Origin of the sequence: Planococcus salinus, assembly GCF_003719725.1 — a bacterium.
In the GTDB taxonomy this organism is placed as follows: Bacteria; Bacillota; Bacilli; order Bacillales_A; family Planococcaceae; genus Planococcus; species Planococcus salinus.
Map to the genome: position 1 here is coordinate 117,490 of NZ_RIAX01000001.1, position 17,249 is coordinate 134,738.

Sequence of the window (17,249 nt, forward strand, 5' to 3'; positions counted from 1 at the left end):
TTGCTCCATATCTTTAGTGACTTCTCTCAGCACCGAAGCGTTATATAAAGGATCATTCTTTTGTTCAACTTATATAGTAAATAATAAAAGCGATGACCGGGAAAAGTACGGGACGCTCTTACATCTCAGGGAATCCGCACCTCGACTGAAAGTGTGGATATGTAAACGCCTCGGAAGTTCACCCTGCGAGCTGTCCAGCGGGACCAGCAAATTTTGCTGTAAAGTTGGGCCGGTGAAGAGCCGTTACGTAAACAAGTGATTGCACAATCTGCAATAACTAGGGTGGTACCGCGAATAATGCCTCGTCCCTTTTTGGGGACGGGGCTTTTTTACGTTTAAGGAGGAGAACAAAATGGAAGAACAATTGCAAGCATTGAAGACAGAAGCGCTGGAAAAAATTGAAGCCGCAAAAGACGTTAAAGAATTGAACAACGTCCGTGTCGCTTATCTGGGAAAAAAAGGCCCAATCACGGATTTATTGAAAGGCATGGGGAAATTGCCGGCCGAAGAACGCCCGAAAATGGGAGCATTGGTCAATGTCGTCCGTGAAGAAGTCACAACGAATTTGGAAGAACGGATGGCAGTGCTTGAAGAACAGGCGATCAACGAAAAACTGCAGCGTGAAATCATTGATATCACCTTGCCGGGACGTCCCGTCAAAACCGGAAATTCCCATCCGCTGACGCGTGTGGTAGAGGAAATCGAAGACCTTTTCATCTCCATGGGCTACGAAATTGCGGAGGGGCCGGAAGTGGAAAAAGATTATTACAACTTCGAAGCCTTGAACTTGCCGAAAGGGCATCCGGCACGCGATATGCAGGATTCCTTCTATATAACAGAAGACATTCTGCTCCGTACGCACACATCACCGGTACAGGCGCGGACGATGGAAGCAAAAGGGGGCGAACCGATCAAAATCATTTGCCCGGGGAAAGTGTACCGGCGTGATAATGACGACGCGACACATTCCCATCAATTTACGCAAATTGAAGGATTGGTCATCGGCGAAAACATCCGCATGAGTGATTTAAAAGGGACTTTGTCGGTATTCGCCAAAAAACTGTTCGGAGAAGAACGCGAAATCCGTTTACGCCCAAGTTTCTTCCCTTTCACGGAGCCTTCTGTTGAAATGGACATTTCCTGCTTCAAATGCGGCGGCAGCGGATGCAATGTCTGCAAAAAAACAGGCTGGATTGAAATTTTGGGAGCTGGAATGGTGCACCCGAATGTACTTGAAATGGCAGGATACGATTCCGATCGGTTGTCCGGCTTCGCGTTTGGCATGGGGCCGGAACGCATCGCCATGCTGAAATACGGCGTTGAAGACATCCGTCATTTCTATACGAACGATATCCGCTTTTTATCCCAATTCAATCGCACAGAAGTGTAAGGAGGAAATACAATATGCTAGTATCCATTAAATGGTTGAAAGATTATGTTAATACGCAGGATTTGCCTGCAGATGAACTTGGAGAAAAAATTACTCGCGCCGGCATCGAAGTCGACGCGGTCATTGACCGGTCGGAAGGCTTATCAAACATCGTCGTCGGTTATGTGGAATCGTGTGAAAAACACCCGCAGGCCGATAAGTTGTCGATTTGCCAGGTGAATGTCGGTGATGAAACTGATCAGATCATCTGCGGTGCACCGAATATCGCCGCTGGCCAGAAAGTCATCGTGGCGCGTCCGGGAGCAAGGCTTCCAGGCGGCATGAAAATCAAAAAAGCGAAACTGCGCGGTGAAGTGTCAAACGGCATGATCTGCTCGCTCCAGGAACTCGGCATTGAAGGAAAACTCGTACCGAAAGCATATGCGGAAGGCATTTATGTTTTGCCGGAAGAAGCGGAAATCGGTTCGGATGTCATCACTAATTTTGACTTGGATGATACGGTCCTTGAACTCGGCTTGACGCCAAACCGCGCTGATGCCATGAGCATGCTCGGTGTTGCCTACGAAGTCGGCGCAATCCTGGAAGAAGAAGTAAAGTTGCCGGAGATTTCGTACCCGGAAGCGGAACAAACAGCGGAATCGATGCTGACACTTCAAGTCGATGCACCCGAAGCCAATCCGCTGTACGCAGCGAAAGTGGTCCGCAACATCAAAGTGAAAGAATCACCGATGTGGCTGCAGCAACGCCTTATGGCAGCTGGTGTCCGTCCCCATAATAACGTAGTTGACGTAACGAACTACATTTTAATGGAATACGGCCAGCCGCTTCATGCATTTGACTACGATGCGCTGGGAACAGGCAATATCACCGTACGACTGGCCAAGAAAAATGAAAAAATCACCACGTTGGATGATACGGAACGGACGTTGTCGCCGCATCAGCTGGTCATTACGAACGGGGAAGTGCCCGTCGCCCTGGCTGGTGTCATGGGTGGTGCAGATTCGGAAGTCAGCGACTCCACCACAACAGTGGTCATCGAATCCGCTTATTTCGCTTCGAGCTCCATCCGTGAGACATCAAAAAATCACGGTTTGCGCAGCGATGCAAGTTCCCGTTACGAAAAAGGTGTCGATCCAAACCGTGTCATCCCGGCGGCAGAACGGGCAGCGCAATTACTGTCGGAACTGGCAGACGGTGAAGTGCTGGCCGGCTCGGTCATTTTCGATGAACTCGATAAAGAAGAAAAAATCGTCACAGTATCTCCGGACTTTATTAACAGCCGTCTGGGAATGAAAATCCCGTTCGAAGAAATGCTGGATATCTTAAAACGCCTGCAATTCAATACGGAAGCGGCAAACGGCCAATTGGTCATTTCAGTTCCGACGCGCCGGCAGGACATCCAAATCGAAGAAGACGTCGTGGAAGAAATCGCACGCCTCTATGGCTATGATGAAATCCCTGCGACTTTGCCGGAAACGGAAGCGGCACCCGGCGGTCTGACTCCTTACCAGGCCAAGCGCCGCATTGTCCGCAACTACATGGAAGGCGCTGGGCTTCTGCAGGCGACGACTTATTCCCTGACATCCGAAAAATCAGCGACGCAATTTGCGCTGACAGAAACGGACGTCACGAAATTACTCATGCCGATGAGCGAAGAACGCAGCGTTCTTCGACAAAGCCTGCTGCCTCACTTGGTGGAATCGGTCTCCTATAACACAGCGAGAAGAATGGACTCTGTCGCTTTATACGAAGTCGGTTCGGTGTTCCTGAAAACAGACGACGAATTATTGAACGAAGAAGAACACCTGGCGTTGGCCATGACGGGTCTGTGGCTCGACAACAGCTGGCAGGGAGAAAAGAAACCGGTCGACTTTTTCGTGGCAAAAGGGATTGTCGAAGGGTTAGCGGAGAAACTTGGTGTCCAGTTGGAGTTTGAGCGCGGCGAAATGAACGATTTACATCCAGGCAGAACGGCGTTCATCATGATGGACGGCAGACGCGTCGGTGTAATGGGACAGCTTCATCCATCAGAACAGAAGCAGCGTGACCTGAAGACGACCATCGTTATGGAATTGAACCTGGCAGCTTTGCTGAGCGTCGAGACAGAAGCACTTGTCTATACGCCGGTGCCTCGTTATCCATCCATTTCCCGTGACATCGCACTCGTGCTGTCGAAGATCGTCGAAGCGGGCACCATCGAAACCGTCATCCGAAACGCGGGCGGCAAGTTGCTGAAAGACGTCCGTGTCTTCGATTTGTACGAAGGCGACAAATTGGAAGAAGGTAAAAAATCCGTGGCATTCTCACTGACTTATTTCGATCCGGAAAAAACATTGACCGACGAAGAAGTTACAGCGGTGCACGAAAAAGTATTGAGCGCGTTGACGGAAGTCGGGGCGGAATTGCGGAGTTAATCATATAAGTAAATAATATGCTGAAAGACGAAATCTTTTTGATTTCGTCTTTTTTAATTTATAGAATTTCTAAATATATAGAGGCAATAAGGGAGGGAATAGATTTATTCGCCGTAAATATTTCGAACTAGTATTAAATTAAAAATATGGTAAGATGAACGTAAAACAAAGAAAAATATTACAAAGATGTTATTTTACTTAGGTTAAAAAGGGATGAATGTATGGGAGAGAGAATTCGATACTGTCTAAGAAAGGAAAAAGGAATGACGCTTGTTGAAGTGCTTGCTTCAGTTGTCTTGATTTCGCTGATTTTAATGACTTTTTTAATGATGTTTGCTCAATCTGCAAGAACTAACATAGCTTCAGAGAATATAATTGATAGCACGTATATTGCACAAACTGAAATGGAAAGGCTTTATAGCGTAAGCAAAAAACCTTTAAGTTCCTCCAGAAAAAAAGTAATTTCAGATTTGGGGTATATGGAAAGTGAATCAAATTCTGACTGGTTGAAGTTTGAAAAAGATAGCCAGAATGAAAGCGAAGAAATTATTGTCAGACTGGAAAATAAAAGTGGAGAGAAGATGACAAGAGTCATTATTGAAGTTGTAGACGTCTCAAGAGGAATAAGCCTTGCAAAAATGGAGAACGTTCTAATATGGGAGGTTACTCCTTGATGAAAAAAGTATTGGAAAGCGAGAAAGGAATCACATTAGTTGAATTGTTAGCCGCTTTGGTAATCAGTTCGATTATTGTGGTCCTTGCTATGAATATTTTTTCAACTGGTCAAAATCAATACAATAGCCAGAATATAAAAGTAGAACAATTGAATGATGTCAGATATGCACTAAAGGTGATTACTAAAGAAATCAGGCAAGCGGACAAAGTGGAAATAGAAGACCCTCATTTAAAGTTAGGCACGGATTCATCTGTTATTTTCACTTTTGAAGATGGGGAAATTTTGCATAATGGTGTTCCATTGCTTTTAGGAATCCAAGAATTTCCATTTGAAAAAGATGAAAAAGATAATAGAATACTGATAATAAAAGTTAAAAGCAGTGAGCAGAAGGGCAAAATGCAACAATTACAAACTGAAATATATATTAGAGAAGGTGTCATCTTTGAGTAACCATAAAAAGAACTTCCCAATTAATAATGAAAATGGTTATACGCTTGCTATTGTATTGATGATCCTGATGGTATTTTCTGTCATTGGAGTAAGTTTAATGGCTGTGTCGTCGACTTCAATGAAGTTATCTGCTGGAGAGAGGAAAGACCAGGCAGTATATTATATTGCAGAAAGTGGAGCTGCTTTAACAATGGCAGAATTGCAACAATTAGTAAACGCCTTATCAGAAACTGCAACAATTAAAAGTAGTGATGATTTTTTTACAGAATTTGAGGATGAAGTTTTATCTAAAACATGGAATTTTGATGAGTTCGAAAAAAATCAAGGAGAATCGGTTATGGCCGAAGTTACAGTAAAAACTGAAGAGCCATCTAAAGATTCGAATTCTCGAAGTTACCAAATTATATCAACAGGCAACATTGGAGAGCGTGATAGAATCGTAGAACATTCTTTTAAAGTCACATTTAGAGAAGGAGAAGGTATTTCTATCCCCAACAATTTAGGTATTTATTCGAAAGATAAGTTTTTGTTGACTAACGGAACTGTAATAGGAGATATCATTATAGATTCTGCAGAGGCAAAGGGTATTGAAGTGACTGGAAATCCGACGATTGTAGGGAATATTTTTATCCCTCACACAGCAAACAACAACGTCTTAGAAGCAGAAGACTGGTGGATTAATAACAATAACCCAAAAATGATCAAGCACAATCAAAATTTTACTTTTCCTCTACCGGTATTTCCTGATAGTTTCCCAAGGGAGTATAAGAAAATGCCGAATATGCAAGTCAGTGGTCATAAGGTAGTGGATAAGGGAAACATAAATATAACTCATTATTCCGTTGCTGATTATATTATGCCTTTAATGGAAAATTATGAATTTAATAATATTATATTTAATTCTAATAGAAAGTTAACTTTTGATATAGGAAACAGAGACGTTTCGATAGTAGTTAATAAAATTGAGGGGGGAGGACACTTACACATTAAAGGAACGGGCACGTTAACTATATATTTAAAAGATAATATAAACATAGGAGGGCATTTAAATCCGACTGGGGATAATAATTTATTTATTTATGTTGGTCCTTCTGCAAATCCTCAAAATCCAAAAACGATTGTGAGTTCTGATTATGCAAAATTTAATGCTTCAATTTATGCGAAAGATGCAAATGTTAAATTGATCGGTTCTGCCGGTTTAAACGGACATATTATTACAGGAGGAAAAAGCGTAGAAGTAACCGGAGGAACAAGTGCTGCTGCCAATGGAACGGTTGTATATGCGCCCGAGGCACATGTAGAATTAACTGGAAGTGGAAAGTTATTGGGATCTGTTATTTCAAAAAGCCTGAAAATTAGCGGAGGAGCAAAGATTGAAGGGAAAGATCCTTCAATTAATGATATTCCATTTTTTTTCGAAGGCAATAATGATTCTCAAGGAGCGGAACTTGAAAGTTTATTAATAAAGGAAATAACTAACTAAATCTTTTTTATTAGTTAAATTTAGCAAAACAAAGCAGGCTGCAGCCTGCTTTGTTTTTGCTCATTTCCGTCTTTTCCCAGCCAACCCAATCGCTTTCCCGGTATTGGCAAAATGCGCTTTCGACAACGTCTTCAAATAATCTTCTCCGTGTTTCAGAATGATCTTCGCGGCCGCTTCGTCGACGATTTTTCCCGCCCCTTTTGGCAGTGTGATGCCGGTCTCCGCGCTCATGAGGTCCATTTCCTCCAGGAAAGCGACGCGGGCGATGATGGACGCACAGGCAACGGAAACGTGGATTCCTTCGGCTTTGGTGGAAAACAGGACGTTCTCGCGGATGATTTCTTTTTCACCTTTGATGTGGTTGTAATAAATGCCGCGCTCAGCAAATTGGTCAATCAGGATGGCATCCGGTTTTTCAGGGGCCATCTTCCGCAGGACATGTTTGATGGCCTGGTTGTGAAGCATGGCTTTCATCTTTCCCTGTGACCAGCCGTGGCTTTGGACGGCGTTGTATTTGGCGTTTTTCAACGTCAATACACTGTGGACAAATGCCTCTTTCAAGTCGGGCGCGATTTTTCTCATCGCGTCATCCGACAGCAATTTGGAATCCTTGGCTCCCAGTTCGTGTGCCAGTGCCACTTTGTCGGCTGGCACATAACAGGCGGCGACGGTGATTGGGCCAAAAAAGTCCCCGGTGCCGGTTTCATCCGAACCGATGACAGACAGTTTGGCGAAATCAGGGGGCAGCACATCGCCTTTTGTTGAAACCGCTTTTGTGATGGGGCCGGAAACATCTCCCCATTTCAACGCTTCCCGTTCGGCTCCCGCTCCCTGGAACATCACTTTTTTCGAGTTATAGACAGTGATTACCGTGTCGGGCAGTTTGGCTGTAAAGCGAATATAGGGTGCTTTTGCCGGTATTTGGTTGTTGCTGTAGTGTTTGATGATTTGAAGCAGACTTTCTTCCGGCAGTTTTAATACGGTATTGGACATAAAGTAGTCCCCTTTCTTATGATTCACATTCAGCTTGAATTCATGTTATGATTATGTATAGTACAAAAAGGAGGGATGGAGCATTGGCAGACCAGCAAAAAAATCGCGCTTCAGTTGAAATATACGGACATACGTATAAAATAGTAGGTCCTGAGTCACCCGGCCATATGCGGTTAGTGGCGTCGATGGTGGATGATAAGATGCGTGAGATTTATGCAGTGAATCCATCTCTCGATAGTTCAAAACTCGCCGTTTTGACTGCGGTGAATGCAGTACATGACTATCTTAAACTGAAAGACCAGGTAGAACAATTAGAAAATGAATTGAAAAAACTGAAGGGTTGACGTACATGTTAGATATCGTATTATTATTGTTGCTGCTGGCGGGCATCATCGCCGGGTTCAGGAGAGGCCTTATTCTCCAATTGCTTCACATGGTCGGGTTTATCATCGCCTTTATCGTGGCGTATCTTTATTATAAGCCCTTATCGGAGTATTTTGTTCTGTGGATTCCTTATCCGGTGGTCGGTGAAGATTCGCGTTTTACCATCGCTATTGAACAATTGAATTTGGAACAGACTTTTTATCAGTTATTGGCTTTTGCACTCATTTTCTTCGTCGTGAAATTCGGCTTGCAATTGATTGCATCCATGTTTGATTTCCTGAAATACTTGCCGATCCTCGGGTTCCTCAGCAAATTGCTCGGAGCTGTATTGGGATTGATCGAAGCATACATACTATTATTCATTGTCATTTACGTGGCAGCGCTGCTTCCATTGGATGTGGTGCAAAACCAGCTCGAGAATTCAGGTATCGCACAGGCGATGCTGGAGCACACTCCTTATTTCTCAGAGAAAGTAAAAGAATGGTGGTATATTTATAACGGATAAGAACTTCTCTCATCCTGAGAGAAGTTTTTTTAAAGTGGACGAACAGGAGGATTCCGGATGAATAAAAAAGTGATCATCAGAACACTTGAGAAGATTGCGTTGTACATGGAACTGAAAGGCGACAATCCGTTCAAAGTATCAGCTTTTCGGAAAGCCGCACAAGCGCTGGAGCTTGATCCGCGCAGTTTGGATGAATTGGAAGACGTCACAAAGCTGAAAGGCATCGGCAAAGGAACGGGCGATGTCATTGTGGAACTGATGGAAACGGGAAAATCCTCGGTTTTGGAGGAGTTGCAGGCAGCCGTGCCGAAAGGCCTTGTCCCGCTCATGAAACTGCAAGGGATGGGCGGCAAGAAAATCGCCAAACTGTACAAAGAACTGGGCATCGATTCTGCAGAAGCGCTGAAACAGGCATGCATCGACCATGAAATTCAAAAGCTTCCGGGATTCGGACCTAAATCAGAAGAAAAGATCCTGAAGGAATTAATGGAATTCGAATCAAAACCGGGAAGGCTCCCTATCTGGAAAACGGAAGAAACCGTGGCATTCGTCGAAGACGTGCTTCAAAATATACAGGAAGTCAGCGAGTTTTCAGTGGCAGGCAGCTACCGGCGGGTGAAAGAAACCAGCAAAGACCTGGATTTCATCGTGGCCACCAGTGAACCTGCCGCAGTTAAAGAGCAGCTATTGGCGGCTTTACCGGTACAGGAGACTATCGCTTCCGGCGACACCAAAGTGTCCGTGACTGTCGAACTCCAGGAATTGGTTGACGTCGATTTCCGGCTCGTGGCTCCGGAGGAATTTGTAACCGCTTTGCACCATTTTACGGGTTCGAAAGACCACAACGTGAAAATGCGTCAGTTGGCGAAGTCGCAGAACAAAAAAATCAGTGAATACGGTGTTGAACAGGAAGACGGGACAATCAAAACCTTTGCATCCGAAACCGACTTTTACGCCCACTTCGGATTGCCGTTCATTCCGCCGACTGTGCGCGAAGACGGCCGGGAATTTGACCGTTTGGATGACTTGCCGAAGCTGATCGAACTGCAGGACATCAAAGGGGATCTTCATATGCATACGACAGCGTCTGACGGTGCCAACTCACTCAAGGAAATGATCGAAGCCTGCAGGGCGAAATCGTATGATTACATGGTCATCACAGATCACTCCCAGTATTTGAAAGTGGCAAATGGCTTGACTCCGGAGCGGCTGTTGGAGCAGAATGCAAAAATACGCCAGTTAAATGAAGAATATACCGATCTCGAAATTCTTTCCGGAACGGAAATGGATATCCTGCCGGATGCCACCCTCGATTTCGACGATGAGGTTTTAAAGCAATTGGATTTTGTTATCGCCAGCATCCACTCCAGCTTTCAGCAGCCCCGTGAGCAGATTATGGAACGGCTGCTGACGGCGATGAAGAACCCGTATGTTCATATGATTGCCCATCCAACAGGGCGCATTGTCGGCCAGCGCAATGGCTACGACCCGGATGTCGAACAATTGCTCGACTGGGCGAAACAATACGGAAAAATCGTGGAGCTGAATGCCAGCCCGTACCGTTTGGATTTGGCTGTGGAATTTTTGGAGATGGCACAGGAAAAAGGTGTGCCGGTCGCCATCAATACGGATGCTCATGCCATAGACGGATTGGGAGTCATGGCGACAGGTGTCCACCATGCTCAAAAAGCCTGGCTGAAAAAAGATACAGTTGTCAACACGTGGCCGCTGTCTAAACTGAAAGATTACCTGAAACGATAGGAGGTGTCTGAATGATCGCTGAACGCGCATTAAAGACGCTGGAATTTTATAAAATCCGTGAAGAAGTGGCACGATATTGCACATCTTCACTGGGCAAAGCCCATGTCGACGGATTACTGCCTTCTTCGGACATCGAAGAAGTGAATATATTGCTGGATCAAATGGATGAAGGCGCCCATGTTCTGCGGGTCAAAAACAATGTGCCGATGGGTGGTATTTTTGATATCCGGGTACATGCCAGACGTGCTCAAATCGGGGGATCTCTGAGCCCGGTGGAACTGATGGAAGTATCGTCCACGATTCGGGCATCCCGGATTTTGCGCCAGTTTTTTGAAGGGATCGAGGAAGAAGGAGACATCCAAATCCCTCATTTTCTGGAGAAAAAAGAGTCAATGCCCATACTGACATCGCTCGAACGTGACATTAATATGTGTATTGACGACAACGGGGGTGTGCTCGACAGTGCAAGTCCGGCACTGCGCACCATCCGCCAGCAGCTTCGCACCCAGGAAGGCCGTGTGCGTGAACGCCTGGAAAGCCTGGTGCGCGGAAGAAACGCTGCCAAGATGCTGTCGGATGCCATTGTCACGATCCGGAACGATCGATACGTGATTCCGGTCAAGCAGGAATACCGCAGCCATTACGGCGGCATCATCCATGACCAATCCTCTTCCGGACAGACCTTGTTCATCGAACCGGATGCGGTCGTTCAGGCCAACAACGAAGTCCGCCGTTTGAAAATGAAGGAAAAAGAAGAAATTGATCGGATTCTGCAACTGCTTTCTGCACAAGTGCAGGAAGTCGCACATGACTTGTTTTTATTGGTGGAAGTGCTGGGGGAAATTGACTTGATCCTGGCAAAAGCGAAATACGGCGTTGCCCATAAATGTACGAAACCGGAAATGAATCCGGATGGCTACATCAATTTGAGGAAAGCGCGACACCCACTGATTCCGATGGATGAAGTGGTGGCGAATGATATCGAGTTTGGTTCGGAAATCACGGCAGTGGTCATTACCGGTCCGAATACAGGCGGGAAGACGGTCACATTGAAGACTGTCGGCTTATGTACATTGATGGCACAGGCCGGCTTGCCGGTACCGGCACTTGATGGTTCCGAGCTCGCTGTATTTGATCAGGTATTTGCCGATATCGGTGACGAGCAGTCGATCGAGCAAAGCTTGAGTACTTTTTCATCCCATATGGTTAATATCGTGGACATCCTGACGAAGTTTGATGAAAACTCACTGGTCATTTTTGACGAACTGGGCGCCGGGACGGATCCTCAGGAAGGGGCGGCACTGGCGATTTCATTGCTTGATGAAGTGCATGGCAGAGGTGCCCGCGTCATGGCGACGACGCATTATCCGGAGTTGAAAGCATATGGTTTCAATCGGCCAGGCGTGGCCAACGCCAGTGTCGAATTTAACGTAGAGACATTAAGTCCGACTTACCGTCTGCTGATTGGTGTACCGGGACGAAGCAATGCATTCGAGATTTCCAAGCGTCTCGGTTTGCCTGAGCACATCATCAAACACGCTCAAAGTTTCACGGGCACCGACAGCCGTCAAGTCGATTCGATGATTGCATCACTCGAAAAGAGCCGCCGGGATTCCGAACGGGATGCCGAAAAGTCTGAGCAGCTTCTGGAAGAAGCAGAACAACTGAAACGGCAGTTGGCGGAGCAATTAAAGCAATATGAAAACAACAAAGAACAAATGGAAGAAAAAGCGAAAGAGAAAGCGCGGAAAATCATTGAGCAGGCAAGAGCGGAAGCGGAAAGCATCATTTCCGAGCTGCGGAAAATGCAGCTGAACCAATCATCTTCCGTGAAAGAGCATCAATTGATCGATGCCAAAAAGCGGCTGGACGATGCGATGCCTCAAAACCGCGTGTTGAAAAAAGCGAAAAAGGCACAGCAGGAGGCACCGCTAAAGCCGAATGACGAAGTGAAAGTCATTTCATTCGGCCAGAAAGGGACGCTTGTGGAAAAAGTCTCGGATACAGAATGGATTGTCCAGATCGGCATTTTGAAAATGAAACTGCCGGAATCGGATTTGTCGTATACCAAGCCCGAAAAACAAAAAGATCCTGTGGCGATGGCGACTCTCAAAAACCGGGACAGTCACGTCAAGCTGGAGTTGGATTTGCGGGGAGAGCGATATGAAGATGCCATTGCCCGTGTTGAAAAATACATTGATGATGCGTTATTATCGAACTACCATCAAGTATCGATTATTCACGGAAAAGGTACTGGCGCGTTAAGACAAGGGGTGCAGCAATACCTGAAAAAGCATCCGCGGGTAAAGAGCTATCGTTTCGGTGAAGCGGGAGAAGGCGGCTCTGGCGTCACAGTTGCTGAATTAAAGTGATTTTCTGAAAAGGAGAATAAAACATGTCAGAAACTGGATTTTGGACACATCCGCTTGTCGAAACAGCAGGCTATTTCAGTGTTGTGGTATTATGCTTGATCGTTTCGATGGTCATTTTTGAGATCGTCACGAAATACAAGAACTGGGAAGAGATCAAGAAAGGGAATATGGCAGTCGCTATGGCGACGGGCGGTAAGATTTTTGGTGTCACAAATATATTCCGCTTTTCCATTGAGCAGCATAACACCTTGCCGGAAATGCTTGGGTGGGGCCTTTATGGTTTCACTTTGCTGATCTTTGCCTATGTCCTGTTTGAATTTTTGACACCGAAATTTAAAGTTGACCAGGAAATCGAAAACGACAATCGTTCTGTCGGATTTATTTCCTTGACGATTTCCGTCGGTTTATCATTCGTGATCGGGGCAAGTATTTCATAGGAGCTGTTAAAGATGGAAACTTTGGCAAAAGTATTGATCGTATGCTGCATACTGTTTTTGTTAGTGGGAATCATTTATCTGGTAATTGCCTGAACAAAAGGCGGTCAGTCGAGCAGACTGGCCGTTTTTTTTATAAACTGAAGAGAAACTTGCAGCTTTCTTTCATTTCTTTCGGGTCATGTCTCGAAGCTGTTTTGCGGAGTATCAACAGTAGGGGGAAACAAGCTCAACTTTAGAAAAATAAAGTTTGTAAGCGTTATCAGAATTCTTTATAATAAGATATAGGAATATTCACACGATTTACTAGCAGAAAAAGGAGGAAAAAAGAATGACGGAAAAACCTTGGCTCTCCCATTACCCGCCAGAAGTTCCTCACACGCTTGACTATCCCAACATGCCGGTGCAAGAGTATTTGACCCACGCCTACGAACAGTATCCTGAAAAAGTGGCGATTCATTTCATGGGAAAAGACATTTCCTATAAGGAACTGTATGAATCATCATTGAAATTCGCGAATTATCTTCAGGCACTGGGAATCAGAAAAGGGGACAGAGTATCGATCATGCTGCCCAACTGCCCGCAGGCTGTCATCAGTTTTTACGGTGTTCTTTACGCAGGTGGCATTGTCGTAATGACAAATCCGCTATACAAAGAAAGGGAGATCGCCTACCAAATGAATGATTCCGGCGCCAAAGCGATTGTCGCACTGGATATTCTTTTTCCACGCATCTCCAATATTGTGAAAGAGACAAAACTGGAGAATGTCATCATCACCGGGATCAAAGAATATTTGACGTTTCCGAAAAACATGGTGTATCCACTTATCCAGAAAAAGCAATATGGCATGACAGTGAAAGTGGAACATCGTGGCATCAATCATCTGTTCTCTGAAATTATGAAAACGGCTTCTGCGAAAGTTGAAAAAACCGCATTCGATTTTGAAGAAGATTTGGCGCTGCTTCAATATACAGGAGGCACCACCGGTTCACCAAAAGGGGTTATGCTGACACACAAAAACCTCATATCAAATGCGACGATGTGTGATGCATGGCTGTACAAAACCAAAAAAGGCGAGGAAACGGTGTTGGGCATCATTCCACTGTTCCATGTGTATGGATTGACGACGGTACTGATCCTTTCCGTGATGCAGGGAAATCGAATGGTGTTATTGCCGAAGTTTGATCCTGAAACAGCATTGAAGACCATCAATAAGCAAAAGCCAACTCTGTTCCCGGGTGCGCCGACACTGTATATCGGCTTGATGAATCACCCGGATATCAAAAAATACGATCTGTCTTCCATCGAAGCATGCCTCAGCGGCTCAGCTCCGCTGCCGACGGATGTTCAGGAAAAATTTGAACGGATTACCGGCGGAAAACTGGTGGAAGGCTACGGGTTGACCGAAACTTCTCCGGTGACCCATTCTAATCTGGTGTGGGGAGAGCGTATAAAAGGATCGATCGGATTTCCTTATCCCGATACAGATTGCAAAGTTTTCCTTTCCGGGACAACTGAACCCGTACCCAACGGTGAAATAGGCGAAATAGCCATTAAAGGGCCACAGGTGATGAAAGGGTATTGGAACCGTCCTGAAGAAACAGAAGCCACGATAAAAGATGGCTGGCTCCTGACAGGGGATTTAGGCTATATGGACGATGACGGCCATTTCTTTATCGTCGACCGGAAAAAAGATATGATTATTGCCGGAGGGTTCAATATTTACCCAAGAGAAATCGAAGAAGTGCTTTACGAACACGAAGCCGTACAGGAATGTGTAGTTGCCGGAATTCCCGATCCATACCGGGGTGAGACCGTAAAAGCTTACATCGTGCAAAAAGAAGGGTATGATGTAACAGAAGAAGAATTCAATAAATACTGCAGACAGCACTTGGCGGCTTTTAAAGTGCCTCATGTCTATGAATTCCGCAAAGAATTGCCAAAAACGGCAGTCGGGAAAATTCTGCGTCGTTCTTTGATTGATGAGGAAGTTTCGAAGCAAAACGAAGCAGTCCCTTCCTGAAAGCTTGACACTATAACGGTTACCCTATAATATGAAAATATGAATGAATCATCATTCATATTTTCATATTTTTTTGGGTGGTGAGGATTTGGTTAAAAAGGATAAACCGAAATACAAACAGATTGTCGATGCGGCGGTGATTGTGATTGCCGAAAACGGCTATCATCAGGCTCAGGTTTCCAAAATTGCCCGTAAGGCCGGAGTGGCGGACGGCACTATTTATCTGTATTTCAAAAATAAAGAAGACATTCTCATTTCTGTATTTCGGGAAAAGATGGGGGTGTTTGTTGAAAACCTCGAGAAAATTCTTTCGCAGAAGGTGACGGCATCTGAAAAATTGCGATTGATGATTGAAAATCATTTTGATCTGTTGGCCGGTGATTTGAAACTTTCCATCGTCACCCAACTGGAACTCAGACAATCCAATTATGAGATTCGGATGCGCATAAATGATGTCTTAAAAGAATACCTGGTTTTATTGGATAAAATCCTGATTACCGGCATGGAAGACAACGAATTTGACCGTAATATGGATATTCGTTTAGCAAGACAGATGGTTTTTGGTACAATAGATGAGACCATCACTACTTGGGTCATGAATGATCATAAATATGATCTTGTCAGTCTGGCGCCCAAAGTCCATCATCTGTTGATGAAGGGAATGCGCGCTTAGAAGGTAAGAAAGGAGGATACAGCATGGAGTTTATCAGTTGGAGAAATGAAGATGGTGTTGCGGTGGCAACCATCAACCGTCCGCCGGCAAATGCTTTGTCCCGTTCGCTGATTCTGGAAGTGAATGAGCTGCTGGACGAAGTGGAAAATGACCAGGAGGTACGCGCCATTGTTCTGCACGGCGAAGGAAAGTTCTTTTCCGCAGGAGCTGACATCAAAGAATTCACCGAGGTCTCTTCAGGAGAAGAATTTTCGCAATTATCTGCTAGTGGGCAAAAAATTTTTGAGCGGGTGGAAAGCTTCAAAAAGCCTGTCATAGCAGCAATCCATGGAGCTGCACTGGGCGGAGGACTGGAACTCGCAATGAGTTGTCATATGCGCTTTGTCACTGATAATGCTAAAATGGGATTACCGGAGCTTCAACTTGGCTTGATCCCCGGATTTGCAGGTACACAGCGCTTGCCGAAATACGTCGGAGTAGCCAAAGCGGCTGAAATGATGTTGACCAGCGATCCGATTTCCGGAACGGAAGCGGTTCAATTCGGGTTGGCCAATCGGGCATATCCGGAAGAAGAACTGCTGACGGCAACGCTTACAATTGCGAAGAAAATAGCCAAGAAAAGTCCGGTGTCAGTAAAAGCGGCAATTGACATGCTGCAGTATACGAAACATGCATCTTACCATGAAGGGGTCAAAGCGGAAGCGGCTTCTTTTGGCGAAGTTTTTGTCTCGGAAGATGCAAAAGAAGGTATACAGGCCTTTTTGGAAAAACGGGAAGCACAATTTAAAGGGAAATAATACTTGGGAGGTTTACGTTCATGAACATTTATGTATTGGTGAAACGAACATTCGACACAGAAGAGAAGCTGGTTATTTCAGGCGGCAAAATCCAGGAAGACGGCGCGGAATTCATCATTAATCCATACGATGAATATGCCATCGAAGAAGCGATCAATGTCCGTGATGCACACGGCGGCGAAGTGACAGTTGTTACAATTGGTGGCGAAGAGGCTGAAAAGCAGTTGCGCACGGCACTTGCCATGGGCGCTGACAAAGCGGTATTGATCAACACAGAAGATGATTTGGATGAAACGGACCAGTTTACTACTGCATACATACTGGCTGAATATTTGAAAGACAAAGATGCTGACCTGATTCTCGGAGGCAATGTTGCCATCGACGGCGGTTCCGGCCAGGTAGGCCCGCGTGTTGCAGATCTTTTGGACATCAACTACGTGACAACCATCACCAGTCTGGAAATCGACGGGGACAAAGCGAAAATCGTCCGTGATATCGAAGGGGACGCCGAAGAGCTTGAAGCGTCATTGCCTTTATTGGTGACAGCACAGCAAGGCTTGAACGAGCCGCGTTACCCATCACTTCCGGGGATCATGAAAGCGAAGAAAAAGCCGCTGGAAGAATTGGAATTGGATGATATGGATATCGATGAAGACGATGTAGAACCGAAAACGGAAACGATCGAAGTTTACTTGCCGCCTGCAAAAGAAGCTGGACGGATCCTTGAAGGCGAAGTGGCGGATCAGGTGTCTGAACTTGTCAGCTTACTGCGCTCAGAAGCTAAAGTCATATAAGCAAAGAAAAGCGGAAGCGGCCGTTTCAGGTTTGACGGGCATAAGGCGGATCAGCGAAGCGGCGCTCTTTGCCGCACAGCTGAGCAGACTTATGACCCGA

At 45.4% G+C, this 17,249-nt stretch carries 15 protein-coding genes and 1 other annotated feature; of the genes, 14 read left to right on the forward strand and 1 reads right to left on the reverse strand.

Going from position 1 to position 17,249, the window contains the following annotated elements; genetic code table 11:
• Positions 1–83: 83 nt before the first annotated feature.
• Positions 84–313 (forward strand) — a binding site (T-box leader).
• A 39-nt stretch (positions 314–352) separates the two neighbouring features.
• The 5 genes from pheS (at position 353) to EEX84_RS00590 (ending at position 6,413) form a co-directional block, all read left to right on the forward strand.
• Positions 353–1,390 (forward strand): phenylalanine--tRNA ligase subunit alpha, encoded by a 1,038-nt coding sequence (gene pheS, locus EEX84_RS00570; protein WP_123163633.1) that lies wholly within the window; start codon positions 353–355, stop codon positions 1,388–1,390.
• A 14-nt stretch (positions 1,391–1,404) separates the two neighbouring features.
• Positions 1,405–3,804, forward strand: coding sequence for a phenylalanine--tRNA ligase subunit beta (pheT, locus tag EEX84_RS00575; RefSeq protein WP_123163634.1), 2,400 nt, complete (start codon positions 1,405–1,407; stop codon positions 3,802–3,804).
• 221 nt (positions 3,805–4,025) lie between these two features.
• Complete coding sequence (locus EEX84_RS00580) at positions 4,026–4,478, forward strand: type IV pilus modification PilV family protein (RefSeq protein ID WP_123163635.1); 453 nt, start codon at positions 4,026–4,028, stop codon at positions 4,476–4,478.
• Positions 4,478–4,930 carry a PilW family protein gene (locus tag EEX84_RS00585; RefSeq protein WP_240033887.1) on the forward strand — a complete coding sequence of 151 codons (453 nt, stop codon included), beginning with the start codon at positions 4,478–4,480 and terminating at the stop codon, positions 4,928–4,930. The genes EEX84_RS00580 and EEX84_RS00585 overlap by 1 nt, the downstream gene beginning before the upstream one ends.
• Positions 4,923–6,413, forward strand: a complete 1,491-nt coding sequence (locus tag EEX84_RS00590) for a DUF7305 domain-containing protein (protein ID WP_123163636.1) — start codon at positions 4,923–4,925, stop codon at positions 6,411–6,413. The genes EEX84_RS00585 and EEX84_RS00590 overlap by 8 nt, the downstream gene beginning before the upstream one ends.
• A 60-nt stretch (positions 6,414–6,473) precedes the next feature.
• On the opposite strand, the gene rnhC is transcribed toward EEX84_RS00590, so the two are convergent.
• Positions 6,474–7,406 (reverse strand): ribonuclease HIII, encoded by a 933-nt coding sequence (rnhC, locus tag EEX84_RS00595; RefSeq protein ID WP_123163637.1) that lies wholly within the window; start codon positions 7,404–7,406, stop codon positions 6,474–6,476.
• An 83-nt stretch (positions 7,407–7,489) separates the two neighbouring features.
• On the opposite strand from rnhC, the gene zapA reads away from it, so the two are divergent.
• From zapA to EEX84_RS00640, 9 genes are all read left to right on the forward strand, one after another.
• On the forward strand, positions 7,490–7,750 hold the full coding sequence (gene zapA / locus EEX84_RS00600) for a cell division protein ZapA (protein WP_123163638.1): 261 nt from the start codon (positions 7,490–7,492) through the stop codon (positions 7,748–7,750).
• 5 nt (positions 7,751–7,755) lie between these two features.
• Entirely contained in the window at positions 7,756–8,295 is a 540-nt protein-coding gene (locus tag EEX84_RS00605; protein WP_123163639.1) for a CvpA family protein, read from the forward strand.
• Between the two features lie 57 nt (positions 8,296–8,352).
• Positions 8,353–10,056: a DNA polymerase/3'-5' exonuclease PolX gene (polX, locus tag EEX84_RS00610; protein WP_123163640.1), complete on the forward strand. Its 1,704-nt coding sequence runs from the start codon at positions 8,353–8,355 to the stop codon at positions 10,054–10,056.
• Between the two features lie 11 nt (positions 10,057–10,067).
• On the forward strand, positions 10,068–12,428 hold the full coding sequence (locus EEX84_RS00615) for an endonuclease MutS2 (RefSeq protein ID WP_123163641.1): 2,361 nt from the start codon (positions 10,068–10,070) through the stop codon (positions 12,426–12,428).
• A 23-nt stretch (positions 12,429–12,451) separates the two neighbouring features.
• Positions 12,452–12,865, forward strand: a complete 414-nt coding sequence (locus EEX84_RS00620) for a DUF350 domain-containing protein (RefSeq protein ID WP_123163642.1) — start codon at positions 12,452–12,454, stop codon at positions 12,863–12,865.
• Positions 12,866–13,193: 328 nt separating this feature from the next.
• Positions 13,194–14,885, forward strand: a complete 1,692-nt coding sequence (locus tag EEX84_RS00625; protein WP_123163643.1) for an AMP-binding protein — start codon at positions 13,194–13,196, stop codon at positions 14,883–14,885.
• A gap of 43 nt (positions 14,886–14,928) precedes the next feature.
• A complete protein-coding gene (locus EEX84_RS00630; protein ID WP_123163644.1) occupies positions 14,929–15,558 on the forward strand; it encodes a TetR/AcrR family transcriptional regulator in 630 nt (209 codons plus the stop codon).
• A 23-nt stretch (positions 15,559–15,581) separates the two neighbouring features.
• Positions 15,582–16,355 (forward strand): enoyl-CoA hydratase, encoded by a 774-nt coding sequence (locus EEX84_RS00635; RefSeq protein ID WP_123163645.1) that lies wholly within the window; start codon positions 15,582–15,584, stop codon positions 16,353–16,355.
• A 20-nt stretch (positions 16,356–16,375) separates the two neighbouring features.
• Positions 16,376–17,149 carry an electron transfer flavoprotein subunit beta/FixA family protein gene (locus EEX84_RS00640; RefSeq protein ID WP_123163646.1) on the forward strand — a complete coding sequence of 258 codons (774 nt, stop codon included), beginning with the start codon at positions 16,376–16,378 and terminating at the stop codon, positions 17,147–17,149.
• The last annotated feature ends 100 nt before the right edge of the window (positions 17,150–17,249 follow it).

Excerpts from the sequence above, each read along its gene's own strand:
- pheS (WP_123163633.1), top strand. The coding sequence starts at position 353 with ATGGAAGAACAATTGCAAGCATTGAAGACAGAAGCGCTGGAAAAAATT.
- pheT (WP_123163634.1), top strand. The coding sequence starts at position 1,405 with ATGCTAGTATCCATTAAATGGTTGAAAGATTATGTTAATACGCAGGAT.
- EEX84_RS00580 (WP_123163635.1), top strand. The coding sequence starts at position 4,026 with ATGGGAGAGAGAATTCGATACTGTCTAAGAAAGGAAAAAGGAATGACG.
- EEX84_RS00585 (WP_240033887.1), top strand. The coding sequence starts at position 4,478 with ATGAAAAAAGTATTGGAAAGCGAGAAAGGAATCACATTAGTTGAATTG.
- rnhC (WP_123163637.1), bottom strand. The coding sequence starts at position 7,406 with ATGTCCAATACCGTATTAAAACTGCCGGAAGAAAGTCTGCTTCAAATC.
- EEX84_RS00605 (WP_123163639.1), top strand. The coding sequence starts at position 7,756 with ATGTTAGATATCGTATTATTATTGTTGCTGCTGGCGGGCATCATCGCC.
- polX (WP_123163640.1), top strand. The coding sequence starts at position 8,353 with ATGAATAAAAAAGTGATCATCAGAACACTTGAGAAGATTGCGTTGTAC.
- EEX84_RS00615 (WP_123163641.1), top strand. The coding sequence starts at position 10,068 with ATGATCGCTGAACGCGCATTAAAGACGCTGGAATTTTATAAAATCCGT.
- EEX84_RS00620 (WP_123163642.1), top strand. The coding sequence starts at position 12,452 with ATGTCAGAAACTGGATTTTGGACACATCCGCTTGTCGAAACAGCAGGC.
- EEX84_RS00625 (WP_123163643.1), top strand. The coding sequence starts at position 13,194 with ATGACGGAAAAACCTTGGCTCTCCCATTACCCGCCAGAAGTTCCTCAC.
- EEX84_RS00630 (WP_123163644.1), top strand. The coding sequence starts at position 14,929 with ATGAATCATCATTCATATTTTCATATTTTTTTGGGTGGTGAGGATTTG.
- EEX84_RS00635 (WP_123163645.1), top strand. The coding sequence starts at position 15,582 with ATGGAGTTTATCAGTTGGAGAAATGAAGATGGTGTTGCGGTGGCAACC.
- EEX84_RS00640 (WP_123163646.1), top strand. The coding sequence starts at position 16,376 with ATGAACATTTATGTATTGGTGAAACGAACATTCGACACAGAAGAGAAG.